Genomic DNA, 12,198 nt, shown 5'->3' on the forward strand with positions numbered 1-12,198 from the left:
GCACGGCCACGATGTCGGCCAAGATCGTCGTGGCCGGCGGATTCGGCGTCGGCAAGACCACGTTCGTCGGGTCGGTCTCGGAGATCATGCCGCTGACCACCGAGGCCGTGATGACCGAGGCGAGCTCGTCGCACGACGACCTCTCCGCCACCCCCAACAAGCGCTCGACGACGGTCGCGATGGACTTCGGCCGCGTCTCGCTGGACTCCGACCTGGTGCTCTACCTGTTCGGCACGCCCGGCCAGCAACGCTTCTGGTTCATGTGGGACGACCTGGTCCGCGGCGCGATCGGCGCCGTCGTCCTGGTCGACACCCGCCGGCTGGCCGACTCGTTCGCCGCGATCGACTTCTTCGAGGACCGCAACCTGCCCTACGTGGTGGGTGTGAACGCCTTCGACGGTCACCTGCAGCACGGCCTCGAGGACGTCCGCGAGGCCATGTCGATCGACCCGGCCGTCCCGATGGTGGTGTGCGACGCCCGCCACCGGCAGTCGACCAAGGAGACGCTCATCGCGCTGGTGCAGCACGCCATGCACCAGCGGATGGCCGCCGGGGCCCGCTAGGACCGGGCCCCGGCCACGCCGGACTCCTCCACCGGGGCGATCGACGTGATCCGGTGCAGCTGGATCCGGCGGAGCTCGCCGTCGAGGGCATCGCGGCCCTCGACGACGCCACCGCCCACCGAGGTCGGCGCCAGCACCCGGTCGCCGGCCACGCCGTGCGCGTCGACGTAGCCGATCCACACCGTCCGACCCTCGCGGACCGCCGACTGCAGCGACGCCAGGTCGCCGGTCGACCCGGTCGACTCCCGCCGCCCCGCCACGCTGCGCCGGACCCCGGCCAGTGCGTCCCCGGCCCGCAGGCGTTCCACGATCTCGTCCGCCCGGTCCGACGGGCCGTCGTGCACGACCCCGCCGGTGCGGGCGTTGCCCCCGCGGCGGCGCGACTCGGCCCGCCTGCCCTTCCCCGCGAGATCGAGCACCGCACCGCCGGCGTCCTCGGCGGCGGGGCTGAACCCGGCGGCACGGAGCCCGTCGAGCACCTCGGCCAGCGGCAGCGAGCTGACCACGACCGTCGGCGCGATCCGGCGCAGACCCAGCTCGGCCGCCGCCTCGTGCGCGAGCACCTCGGAGAGCAGCACCTCGTCGTCGGATCGCAGGAAGGCGGCCACGGCGCCGCCACGCAGCCGCCCGTGCCGGCGGGCGACGTCGTCGACCAGGTAGGTCAGCGTCTGCGGCACCGGGGTCCGCGAGCGGGCCTCGAGGAAGGCCCGCACGTCCTCGGCGGTGCGCCCGGTGTCGAGCGCGCGGCGCAGGCTCCGCTCGGTGAACCGGTACACGGTCGCCCCGCCCGCGGACTCGACGTCGGCGAGGGTCGCCAGCTCGTGTGCCAGGTCGGCCGACAGCCGGCCCGGGGCGACGGCGGTGAGGTCGGCCTGCAGGAGGATCTCCTCGACCGGTGCGGGCAGCGCCGCGTGCAGCGCCGCGGCCACCGCGGTCGGGTGCCGTGCGTCCCGGGTCGCCGGGTCGAGCAGGACCCGCCCGGCGGTGGTGACGGCATCGAGGGCGACCACACCGACGGTCGTCGCCTCGGCGACCGTCCAGGTGACCATCTCGTCGCGCAGCCGGCCCCCGCGGCGCGGGGCCGCCCACGCCAGCACCCGCGCGAGGTCGTCGGCGGAGCCGACGGCGCTCCCGTCGGGCAGGTCCGCGAGCGTCTGGAGGATCCGGCGCCGGTCCTTCGGGGCGGGTGGGCGGCGCGGGCCGTCGGACAGCGCGCCGATCGGCTTGCCGGCCTCGTCGCGGCGGCCGACGACGCCGGGCAGCCGCAGCAGCTCCAGCCAGGTCCGGGCGAGGACCGCCCAGCGCGACTCCTCGGGGGCGGCGGCCCACACGTCGGCCTCGGGGGTGGGCAGCCACTCGGGGTTCACCGACTCGGTGTCGCCGATCAGGTCGGCGCCGAGCAGGATCTCGAGGATCAGGGCGGCCGTGCCCTCGTCGGTGTCGGCCTCCTTCGCCGCGCGGCGAAGCTCCCGCACCCCGAACCCGCCGGAGCGCAGCACACCGGGGGCCTCAGCTCCCAGGTACTCCAGCACCAGGTCCACCCGGCGCAGGAACTCCATGGCCGCGCCGGCGCCGGTGCCGTCCACCGTGGCCGGATCACGCTCGCGCACCGTGACGTCCGGCCGGGAGACCTCGAGCCGGCCCATCGGGCGGTCACCGCGCAGCGCGACGGCCACCTGGCGCGGCAGCTCGACGGTCTCGGCGTCCCGGCGCACCAGGAGCCCCTTGGTGACCAGCGAGCCGACCGGGCCGGAGCTCCCCGTCGCGCCGCGCGAGCGGCCGATCGGCGGTCCGGCCGCGAGGACGTCGAGCACGCGGCGCTCCTCGTCGGTCACGCCTGCCAGCAGCGTGTCCAGTTCGGACGTCGCCGGGGGACCCGCGGCCTCGCCGCCGAGCCCGCCCGGCCAGGGCCCGACGGCCTCCGCGGCCGCCGGGACGGCCGACAGCGCGTCGTCCGGGCCCCAGACCAGTGCCCGGGCCCGCAGCGGCCCCAGGCCCTCCCGGAAGGTCGCCTCGTCGACGTCGGGGCCCAGCCACCAGCGGGGGCCGTGCGCGGCCGTCGAACCGTCCACCGGGGACCGGCCGGCACCGGCGAGGACCAGTGCCTCGAGCACGGTCAGCGGGACCGTGCCGAGTTCCTCGCAGGTGCGCTGCACCGAGGCCCGGATGGAGGCCCGGGTCGCCAGCACCGTCAGATCCGACGGCGGGGGGACGGCGAGGTCCGGACGCGTACGCAGGAGCGCGGCGAGGAACCCGTCGTCCTGCGCGCGCAACCACTCGACCAGCGACGTCTGCACCACCACCAGGGTAGTCGGGTGGTCCGGGACGCACCGGGGCGGACAGGACGAGCGCCGTCCGGGATACTGACGGGTGACACCGCCCCGGCCCCGCCGGACACCCGACGCTGGAGGAACCGATGGCCGCGAAGCCCCTGGACACCGACCGGATCGACCCGAGCTGGCCGCACCTGCCGGACGGCGAGCACCCGCTCACCGAGCTCATGGGCCCGGTGCAGGGGAACATGTCCCCGTTCGGTGACGTCGAGTTCCCGGTCGACAGCGTGCCCTACGAGCACCCGGTCACCGAGATCAACCGCTGACCGTGGTCGCGGGACTGCTGCTCGCCGGTGGCGCGGGCCGTCGCATGGGCACACCGAAGGCGCTGGTCCGCCTGCACGGTGAGCCTCTCGCGGTGCGTGCGGTGAAGGCCCTGCAGGCGGGTGGCTGCGGGCCCGTCACCGTGGTGCTCGGTGCGCGCTCCGACGACGTCACCGACGTCCTGCGCAGCGCGGGGCTCGGTACCAGCGGCAGCGACGTGGGCGTCGTCGTCGCGGAGGACTGGGACGAGGGCATGGGCGCGTCGCTGCGCCGCGGGCTGGACGCGCTGACCCACCTGCCCGGGACGGGCGCCGCGCTCGTGCACCTGGTGGACCTGCCCGGGGTCGGGCCGGAGGCCATCGCGCGGGTCAGCGCGGGCGCGACGCACTCGTCGCTGCGCCGCGCCGCGTACGACGGCGTGCCGGGGCACCCGGTGCTGCTCGGCCGCGACCACTGGTCCGGCGTCGTGGGCAGCGCCGCGGGCGACGCCGGGGCCCGGGACTACCTGTCCGGCAGCACCGATCTCGAGCTGGTCGAGTGCGGTGACGTCGCCGAGCCGGACGACGTCGACACCCCCGCCCAGCTCCGGAAGCTCGCCGGGTCCACCTGAGACGGGTCGGCCCGGGCCGACCGGCGCCCCGGACGCAGACGTGTGCCCCGGTCCCGTGGGAAGGGACCGGGGCACACGTGGCGGGAGCCCGGGTGGGCCTGATCAGACGTTGACGACCTGGCCCGGGTGGATCATCTGCCCGGCGCCGAGGCCCGGGTTCTTGGCGCGCAGGTTCTTCCAGTCCCCGACACCGTGCGCCGCGGCGATCTTGCCGAGGGTGTCGCCGGACTTCACCGTGTAGGTGTTGCCGGACGGCGCGGCCGCCGGGGCGCTCAGCTTGGTGCGCGTGGGGGCCTGCGAGCCGGAGTCGCGCTCGACCGTGCGCGGGGTCGAGGAGCCGGAGGCGCCGGTCTTCTTGGAGCACGACGGCCAGGCGTTCCAGCCCTGCTCCGCCAGCACCTTCTCCGCGACGGCGATCTGCTCGGTACGGGTCGCCTGGTGCGCCGCGGACGCGTACTCGCCGCCGCCGAAGGCCTTCCAGGTGGACGGGGTGAACTGCAGACCACCGGAGAAGCCGTTGCCGGTGTTGGCCGCCCAGTTCCCGGTGCTCTCGCAGTGCGCGAGCTCGTCCCAGGTGGAGTCGGTGGCGGCGTTCGCCGGGACGATCGCGAGCATGGGGGCTCCGAGGACGGCGCCGGCGACGGCGGTCCGGGCGATCGTGCGTCCGGCGGTGCTGGGTTTGCGATGCTTACCGCGGTATCGAGCCATGGCAGGTCTCCCGCGTGGCGCCGTCCGACCAGTGCGCCCGGGGAGTGGGCGCGCGGTCCGGTGGCCGGGGAGTGGCCACCGATCCGCATCGCGGTCGGCCCTGTCCCACGAAGTACCTCGGGGGCCGGTAACCGCCGGACAGGGAGCGCTGCGGTACCGGAGCCCGTCCGCATTGGGGGAGTCGGTCGGGCCGGGATCGAAGGTAGGTCACGTCAGGGCGACGGGAAAGTCGACGGCGACACGGCGTGGCGTCGGACGTTCCGGGCACATCAAGATCGAATAAACGGTTTCCGCTGGTCATTCCCGCCGATCACGAAGCGGATACGCTCGAGAAAACTCTGTGTTCGGTTCCACAAACGTGATACAGATCACAATTTACGACCATCCGGACCAACGTCTGCGGCCACTCCGCGTGCACACCCCCGGCGTATAGGGTCGGCGCCGTGAGTAGCGAGCTCAGCCACGTCGACGAGGCAGGCGCCGCCCGCATGGTGGACGTCTCGGACAAGCAGCCGGGCCGCCGGGCCGCGGTCGCGACGGGTGTCGTGCGCACCACCGCCGAGGTCGTGGGCCTGCTCCGCGCCGACGGGCTGCCGAAGGGTGACGCGCTGGCGACCGCCCGGATCGCCGGGATCATGGGTGCCAAACGGACCCCGGACCTCGTCCCCCTCTGTCACCCGATCGCGATCAGCGGCGTCACCGTCGATCTCGAGCCCGACACCGAGGGCGACGCCGGGCGGATCGCGATCCGGGCCGAGGTCCGGACCACCGACCGCACCGGGGTGGAGATGGAGGCGCTCACCGCCGTCACCGTCGCGGGGCTGACCCTGCACGACATGATCAAGGCGGTCGACCCGGCCGCGGTGCTCGACGCGGTGCGGGTCGAGCGCAAGGACGGCGGGAAGACCGGGCAGTGGACCCGCCCGGAGGACCGGTCGTGAGCGCGGACGCCGGAGCGGACCGCGACACCCGCACCGCCCGGGTCGTCACGGCGTCGAACCGGGCCGCGGCAGGGGTCTACACCGACCGCGGCGGCCCGCTGATCACCGGCTGGCTGCGCGAGCGCGGCTACGCGACGCCCGACCCCGTCGTCGTCCCGGACGGCGAGCCGGTCGGCGAGGCGCTGCGTGCCGCCGTCGCGGACGGCGTGGACGTCGTGATCACCACCGGCGGGACCGGGATCTCCCCCACCGACGCCACCCCGGAGGTGACGCGCGCGGTGCTGGACCACGAGGTGCCCGGGCTGGCCGACGCGGTGCGCCGGGCCGGCGAGGCCCAGGTGCCCACGGCCGTCCTGTCCCGTGGGGTGGCCGGCGTGGCGGGCCGGACGCTGATCGTGAACCTGCCCGGGTCGCCGGGCGGGGTGAAGGACGGCCTGGGCGTCCTGGGGGGCGTCCTCGACCACGCCGTCGACCAGCTGCACGGAGGGGACCACCGATGAGCGAGCACCCCACGGTCCTGCGGGCCGCGGTCGGCGAGGAGCCACTGGACGTGGACGAGCACGCCCGGCTCGTCGAGCACGCCGCGGCCGGCGCCGTCGTCACCTTCGCCGGGGTGGTCCGCGACCACGACGGCGGCCGGTCGGTGAACGGCCTGGAGTACAGCGCCCACCCGACCGCGGGCCGGATCGTCGCGGAGGTGGCCGAGCAGGTGGCCGCCCGCAGCGACGGGGTGCGCGCGCTGGCGGTGAGCCACCGGATCGGTCCGCTGGACATCGGCGAGGTCGCGCTGGCCTGCGCGGTGGCCGCGGAGCACCGCGGGCAGGCGTTCGGCGCGTGCGCCGAGCTGGTCGACGAGGTCAAGCGGCTGCTCCCGGTGTGGAAGCACCAGCGGTTCACCGACGGCACCGACGAGTGGGTCAACTCGGCCTGAGAGACGGGAACGGCCCGGACCGCACCCCCGAGGGGTGGGTCCGGGCCGTCGTCCGCCGGGGCGGGTGCTGGGGACACCGCGCGCCCCGTCACGTCCGTCCGGATGGCGGTCCGGGCGGACGGGGATCAGCCCAGGTTCAGGCTCTGCCCGACACCGATGGCGTTCACGTTCGAGATGCCGTTCAGCGAGGCCAGCTTCGCGACCGAGGTGCCGTGCGCCGCGGCGATCTTCCCGAGGGTGTCGCCGGACTTGACGGTGTAGCCACCGCCCGCGGCCTTCGCGGCCTTCTTCGGGGCGGCCGGCGCGGCGGGGGCCGAGGCCTTGACCCGCTTGCCCGTGTCGGCCGAGTGGCCGGTGATGCCCAGCTTCTTGGAGCAGGAGGGCCAGGCGCCCCAGCCCTGCGCCGCCAGCACCTTCTCGGCGACGGCGATCTGCTCGGAGCGGCTCGCGTTCGCCGCCGACCCCTGACCGCCGTAGGCGCTCCAGGTGGTGGGCGAGAACTGCAGGCCGCCGTGGTACCCGTTACCCGTGTTGATCGACCAGTCGCCACCGCTCTCGCACTGCGCGAGCTGGTCCCAGACGTTGTCCGGGGCGGCGTTGGCGGTGCCGGCGATCGCAGCCGTCGCGCCGACCGCGACGATTCCCGCCGCGGCGACGCGCAGGAGACTTCGGCCCTTGGGTCCCTGAGACATTGTGCTTCGCTCCCACCGCGCCGGCCCGATCGGTCGCACGTCCGCGCTGGGTCCCCGGGCACAGGTGTGCCCGCCGTTCGTCGCGGAGCGTCGATCGGGACCGGGGAGCGACGTCCATGACGCCCGCGGAAGTGTTCTCTCTCGTCCCCGTCCCGTTCTGTATTCCTCGACGGACCGGACTGCCGCAGGACGGGGGTGGTTCGGCGCGGCGGGCCCGGATGTTGGCTCGTTCAGCTGGCCGCTCCGGTCGGACCGGCCGAGGCGGAACAGTGAACGGGCGAAAAGAATCCGTCAAACATCGGGCCGGTGAGCGGAATCACGGTGACACCGTTGTAATTATCAGATCAATCCTAAATGCACTGGTCAAGGACGTCACATCACGGACCTATCTCGCGACTGTGAATATTTCAGGTGTGGAAGCAAACCGAACCTTCCGGGCCGCTCGTTCGTCTGTACGGGGATGGGCGCACACCCTCCGGAGGGTGCGGCCGGGGCCGCCTGCTGTGGCCGCTGCCGCGTCCCTTCCGGCATGCTGGTTCGGTGAACGACTCCGCACCCGCCGGCGCGCCGGGGCACCCCGCCCGTCCGGCGCCAGGGAGCCCGGCCGACCTCGCCACCGCGCTGCGTGGCACCGGGTACCTGGCCGACGACGGCCTCGCCACGGCGGCCTACCTGGCCATGCAGATGAACCGCCCGCTGTTCTGCGAGGGCGAGCCGGGCACCGGCAAGACCGCCCTGGCGCAGGCCCTCGCCGAGACCCTCGGCGCACCGCTGATCCGGCTCCAGTGCCACGACGGCATCGACGCCGGTCAGGCCCTGTACGACTGGGACTTCCCCCGGCAGCTGCTGCACCTGCGCACCCTGGAGGCGACCGGCGGGGACCTCGACGCCGACGCGGTCGAGTCCTCCCTCTACGACGAGCGCTTCCTGCTGGACCGGCCGATCCTGCGCGCGCTGCGCACCAGCCCGTCGGTGCTGCTCATCGACGAGATCGACCGCGCCGACGACGAGTTCGAGGCCTTCCTGCTGGAAGTCCTCACCGAGCACGCCGTCACCATCCCCGAGGTCGGGGAGGTGCGCGCGCAGACGCCGCCGATCGTCGTCCTCACCTCCAACCGGACCCGCGAGGTGCACGACGCCCTCAAGCGCCGCTGCCTCTACCTCTGGCTCGAGCACCCGACGATCGAGCGGGAGATCGAGATCCTGCACAGCAGGCTGCCCGACGTGCCGGAGCGGCTCGCCGCGTCCGTCGCGCGCGCGGTGCAGAAGCTGCGGCACTCCGACCTGATCAAGCCGCCGGGCGTGGCCGAGACCCTGGACTGGGCCCGTGCGCTGCAGCTGGTCGGTGCCCGCCACCTGGACCCGGAGACCGCCGCCCGCACCCTCGGCGCGGTCCTCAAGTACCGCGAGGACGCCGACCGGGTGCACAAGCAGCTCGACTCCCTGCTCGCCTCCTGACGCCGTGACCGCCCCGCCCCCCACCGACGAGCTGCTGACGGGACTCGTCGGCTTCACCGAGGTGCTGCGTGCCGCCGGCGTACCCGTGACCCAGGACCGGGTGACCGCGTTCCTGCAGGCCCTGGACACCCTCGACGTCACCGACCGGGAGCAGGCGTACTGGGCGGGCCGGTTGACGCTGTGTGGCGACCCGGACGACGTCGTCCGCTACGACCTGGCCTTCCCCTCCTGGTTCGAGCCGTCGGAGGGCCGCCGGGCCACGAACCGCGACGAGCGCCCGCCCGCCCCGCCGCGGCTCGCCGCGCTCGTCCCCGGCCGGGAGGGTGCCGGCGAGGACGACACCGACGACGACGGCCCGCAGATCAAGGCCGCCGCCACCGGCACCGAGGTGCTGCGCAGCCGCGACCTCGGCGAGCTCAGCCCGGCCGAGCGGGAGCACCTCCGCAGGCTGATGACGCTGCTGCGGCCGGAGCCCCCGACCCGGGCGTCGCGGCGACGGCGGCCGCACCGGCGCGGCACGGCCGACCCGCAGCGCACGCTGCGCACCGCGCTGCGCAACCAGGGCGAGCTGTCCACGATCCGGCGGCGGGACTCGTCCCGGCGCCCGCGCAAGGTCGTCCTGCTGATCGACGTCTCCGGCTCGATGGAGCCGTACGCCGACGCGCTGATGCGGTTCGCGCACGTCTTCGTGCGACGCTCGCCGCGTTCGGTGGAGGCGTTCACCCTCGGCACGCGTTTGACGAGAATCACCCGGGAATTGCGTCTGCGTGATCCGGAAAGAGCACTCGGTGCGGCCGGGAAGGCGATTCCCGACTGGTCCGGGGGAACGCGTCTCGGCGAGGTGCTGAAGGCGTTCGTCGACCGGTGGGGGCGCCGTGGGGCCGCCCGCCGCGCCGTCGTCGTGGTCTTCTCCGACGGCTGGGAACGCGGCGGCACGGAACTGCTGGGCGAGCAGGTGGAGCAGCTGTCCCGGCTGGCCCACCGGCTGATCTGGGTGAACCCGCACGCCGGCAAGGACGGCTACGCCCCCGTCCAGGGCGGAATAGTCGCGGCCCTGCCGCACTTGGACGACTTGCTGGCCGGGCACAGCCTGGACACGCTGGAGAAGCTGCTGAAGGTGGTGCGAGATGCGTGACGTGATCGACCAGCTCGAGGGCTGGTGGAAGAACGGGCAGCCGGCCGCGCTGGCCACGGTGGTCGGCACCTTCCGGTCCGCTCCGCGCCAGCCCGGCGCGTCGATGCTGGTCGGACCGGGTGGCGAGGCCGTCGGCTCGGTGTCGGGCGGCTGCGTCGAGGGCGCCGTCTACGAGCTCGGCCAGCAGGTGTTGTCCGACGAGCGCCCGGTGCTGCAGCGCTACGGGGTGTCCGACGACGACGCGTTCGCCGTCGGCCTCACCTGCGGCGGGATCCTGGACGTCTTCGTCGAGAAGGTGACCCCCGAGACCTACGACCAGCTCGGCCGGATCGCCGACGCGATCCGCGCCGAGGACCCGGTGGCGGTCGCGACCGTCGTCGCGGGCCCGTCCGAGCTGCTCGGCTCGCGCCTGGTCGTGTGGCCGGACCGGACGGAGGGCGGCACGGGCTCGGACCGGATCGACGACGCCGTCCGCGACGACGTCCGCGGCCTGCTCGACTCCGGCCGCAACGCGACCCTGACCTACGGGGTGCACGGCGAGCGGCGCGGCGAGGGCCTCCAGGTGTTCGTCGAGTCCTTCGCCCCGCCGCCCCGGATGATCGTGTTCGGCGCGATCGACTTCGCGGCCGCGGTGGCCCGGATGGGCGGCTTCCTCGGCTCCCGGGTGACCGTGTGCGACGCGCGCCCGGTCTTCGCGACCGCCAGCCGGTTCCCGGGGGCGAACGAGGTCGTCGTCGAGTGGCCGCACCGCTACCTGCAGGCCGAGGCCGACGCGGGGCGGATCGACCAGCGGACCGCGCTGTGCGTGCTCACCCACGACCCGAAGTTCGACGTGCCCCTGCTGGAGGTCGCGCTGCGGCTGCCGGAGGTCGGCTACATCGGGGCGATGGGCTCCCGCCGCACCCACGACGACCGGATCGACCGGCTCCGCGAGCGCGGCCTCACCGAGGCCGAGATCGGACGGATGTCGTCGCCGATCGGTCTCGACCTGGGTGCCCGCACCCCGGAGGAGACCGCGGTGTCGATCGCGGCGGAGATGATCGCCCAGCACTGGGGCGGCGAGGGGATCCCGCTCGCCGAGCGGGAGGGCCCCATCCACGCCTCCTGAGCCCTCCGCTTTCGGGGAGGCCGCCTGCCCGCCCGCGACCAGCGGATCTTCGTCCGCCTGCCGATCGTGGGTGGCCCGCGGGCTGTACCGTGGGCCACACGCTCGTGACGGAGCCGTGTCCCGAACCGGGCGGCGGCCCGACCACGACGGAGCGGAGGAGGGCAGCGTGGTCCTCACCGGATCATCCGGATCCGTGCACCGGGACGCGGTCCTGGTGCTCGACGGCGACCAGGCACGCCCGGGCGACGGTTCCGGGACCGGCTACACCGTGCGCGCGGCCGACTGCCCACGGGAGAGCAGGCCGCGGCTGTCCAAGTTCCACGCACCGGAGATCGTCTTCGGTCCCGACTCGCTCGGGGAGACGGCGCACGCCGCGGTCCGCCTGGGCGCCCGCAGGCCGTTCGTCGTCACCGACCCGGGGGTGACCGAGGCGGGCTGGCCCGCCGAGCTGCTGCGGCACCTGCGGGCCGCGGGTCTGCGTCCGCAGCTGTGGAACGAGATCACCCCGAACCCGAAGGACCACGAGATCCAGGCCGGGTTCGAGCGCTACGAGAGCTCCGGCTGCGACGTGGTGATCGGCGTCGGCGGCGGGTCGGTGATCGACGCCGCGAAGGGGGTCGCGCTGCTCGCCGCGAACGGCGGCACGATCCTCGACTACGAGGGCATCGACCGGATCTCCAACCCGATCCCGCCGCTGGTCATGGTGCCGTCGACCTCGGGCACCGGGGCCGACGTCTCGCAGTTCTGCATCATCACCGACACCGAGCGACTCACCAAGATCACGATCATGGGGCGGGCCCTCGTCCCGGACGTCTCGGTGATCGACCCGCGGCTGCTCGTGACCATGCCGGACTGGTTGAACGCCGCCACCGGCCTGGACGCGCTCACCCACGGCATCGAGGCCTTCGTGTCGCTGGCGCACGGCCCGCTGACCGACACCCACGCGCTGCACGCGGTCGCACTCGTCCACACCAACCTGCCGACGACGATGATCCGCCGCACCGACGACGGCCCGCGCACCGCGATGGCCCAGGCCGCGCTGGAGGCCGGGCTGGCCTTCACCAACGCGATCCTCGGTGCCACGCACGCGATGAGCCACCAGGTCGGCGGGATGCTCGACCTGCCGCACGGGCTGATCAACGGGGTGCTGCTGCCGCACGTCATCCGCTTCAACGGCGCCGACGACCCGACGCGGTTCGTCCCGATCGCCCAGGCGATGGGCTGCCCGCACGGCCCGGCATGCCCGGCGACGAGGCCGTCGACATGGTCGCGACCGAGGTCCGCAAGCTCGCCGACGAGGTCGGCGTCCCCACCGGGCTCGCGGCGATCGGGGTCCGCGACTCGGACGTGCCCCGCCTCCCCCGGCTCACCCTCGGCGACGCCTGCCTGACCACCAACCCGCGCACCGCAACGGTGGAGCAGATCGAGGATCTGTTCCGGGAAGCACTCTGAGGC

13 protein-coding genes and 1 pseudogene are annotated in these 12,198 nt (G+C 74.1%); 11 read left to right on the forward strand and 3 right to left on the reverse strand.

Annotation, left to right across the window (positions count from 1 at the left end; translation table 11 throughout):
• The first annotated feature begins 11 nt into the window (after positions 1-11).
• Positions 12-563: an ATP/GTP-binding protein gene (locus tag Ae150APs1_RS14155; RefSeq protein WP_010235349.1), complete on the forward strand. Its 552-nt coding sequence runs from the start codon at positions 12-14 to the stop codon at positions 561-563.
• Here the strand turns inward: Ae150APs1_RS14155 and Ae150APs1_RS14160 are convergent.
• Entirely contained in the window at positions 560-2,863 is a 2,304-nt protein-coding gene (locus tag Ae150APs1_RS14160; protein WP_075302100.1) for a helicase-associated domain-containing protein, read from the reverse strand. The genes Ae150APs1_RS14155 and Ae150APs1_RS14160 overlap by 4 nt on opposite strands.
• A gap of 116 nt (positions 2,864-2,979) precedes the next feature.
• Here Ae150APs1_RS14160 and Ae150APs1_RS14165 point away from each other — a divergent pair, with 116 nt between their 5' ends.
• Complete coding sequence (locus Ae150APs1_RS14165) at positions 2,980-3,162, forward strand: hypothetical protein (protein ID WP_010242391.1); 183 nt, start codon at positions 2,980-2,982, stop codon at positions 3,160-3,162.
• A 2-nt stretch (positions 3,163-3,164) separates the two neighbouring features.
• On the forward strand, positions 3,165-3,770 hold the full coding sequence (locus Ae150APs1_RS14170; protein WP_075298066.1) for a nucleotidyltransferase family protein: 606 nt from the start codon (positions 3,165-3,167) through the stop codon (positions 3,768-3,770).
• Positions 3,771-3,872: 102 nt separating this feature from the next.
• Here Ae150APs1_RS14170 and Ae150APs1_RS14175 read toward each other — a convergent pair whose 3' ends face one another.
• Positions 3,873-4,385: a transglycosylase family protein gene (locus Ae150APs1_RS14175; RefSeq protein ID WP_249266341.1), complete on the reverse strand. Its 513-nt coding sequence runs from the start codon at positions 4,383-4,385 to the stop codon at positions 3,873-3,875.
• A 536-nt stretch (positions 4,386-4,921) separates the two neighbouring features.
• On the opposite strand from Ae150APs1_RS14175, the gene moaC reads away from it, so the two are divergent.
• From moaC to Ae150APs1_RS34640, 3 genes are read left to right on the forward strand one after another with little or no spacing between them, the layout of a single operon-like run.
• Entirely contained in the window at positions 4,922-5,419 is a 498-nt protein-coding gene (gene moaC / locus Ae150APs1_RS14180) for a cyclic pyranopterin monophosphate synthase MoaC (protein WP_029240042.1), read from the forward strand.
• The gene (locus tag Ae150APs1_RS34635; protein WP_060576423.1) at positions 5,416-5,919 is read left to right on the forward strand and encodes a MogA/MoaB family molybdenum cofactor biosynthesis protein; all 504 of its coding nucleotides are present in this window, start codon (positions 5,416-5,418) and stop codon (positions 5,917-5,919) included. The genes moaC and Ae150APs1_RS34635 overlap by 4 nt, the downstream gene beginning before the upstream one ends.
• Complete coding sequence (locus tag Ae150APs1_RS34640) at positions 5,916-6,350, forward strand: molybdenum cofactor biosynthesis protein MoaE (RefSeq protein WP_075298070.1); 435 nt, start codon at positions 5,916-5,918, stop codon at positions 6,348-6,350. Before Ae150APs1_RS34635 ends, Ae150APs1_RS34640 begins: the two co-directional genes overlap by 4 nt.
• Positions 6,351-6,475: 125 nt before the next feature.
• Here the strand turns inward: Ae150APs1_RS34640 and Ae150APs1_RS14195 are convergent, their stop codons facing one another.
• Positions 6,476-7,042: a transglycosylase family protein gene (locus tag Ae150APs1_RS14195; RefSeq protein ID WP_075298072.1), complete on the reverse strand. Its 567-nt coding sequence runs from the start codon at positions 7,040-7,042 to the stop codon at positions 6,476-6,478.
• A 540-nt stretch (positions 7,043-7,582) separates the two neighbouring features.
• Here Ae150APs1_RS14195 and Ae150APs1_RS14200 point away from each other — a divergent pair.
• The 5 genes and pseudogenes from Ae150APs1_RS14200 to Ae150APs1_RS34645 all read left to right on the forward strand — a co-directional run bounded on the left by Ae150APs1_RS14200 (position 7,583) and on the right by Ae150APs1_RS34645 (position 12,195).
• Complete coding sequence (locus Ae150APs1_RS14200) at positions 7,583-8,500, forward strand: MoxR family ATPase (RefSeq protein ID WP_010242377.1); 918 nt, start codon at positions 7,583-7,585, stop codon at positions 8,498-8,500.
• Positions 8,501-8,504: 4 nt separating this feature from the next.
• Positions 8,505-9,635, forward strand: coding sequence for a VWA domain-containing protein (locus Ae150APs1_RS14205; RefSeq protein WP_010242375.1), 1,131 nt, complete (start codon positions 8,505-8,507; stop codon positions 9,633-9,635).
• Entirely contained in the window at positions 9,628-10,743 is a 1,116-nt protein-coding gene (locus tag Ae150APs1_RS14210) for an XdhC family protein (RefSeq protein WP_075298074.1), read from the forward strand. Before Ae150APs1_RS14205 ends, Ae150APs1_RS14210 begins: the two co-directional genes overlap by 8 nt.
• A gap of 268 nt (positions 10,744-11,011) precedes the next feature.
• Positions 11,012-11,908: pseudogene (locus Ae150APs1_RS14215) on the forward strand (iron-containing alcohol dehydrogenase); the annotation flags it as partial.
• Between the two features lie 98 nt (positions 11,909-12,006).
• Positions 12,007-12,195: an iron-containing alcohol dehydrogenase gene (locus tag Ae150APs1_RS34645; RefSeq protein WP_349289883.1), complete on the forward strand. Its 189-nt coding sequence runs from the start codon at positions 12,007-12,009 to the stop codon at positions 12,193-12,195.
• Positions 12,196-12,198 lie beyond the last annotated feature (3 nt).

Origin of the sequence: Pseudonocardia sp. Ae150A_Ps1 (assembly GCF_001932315.1) — a bacterium.
Taxonomy (GTDB): domain Bacteria; phylum Actinomycetota; class Actinomycetes; order Mycobacteriales; family Pseudonocardiaceae; genus Pseudonocardia.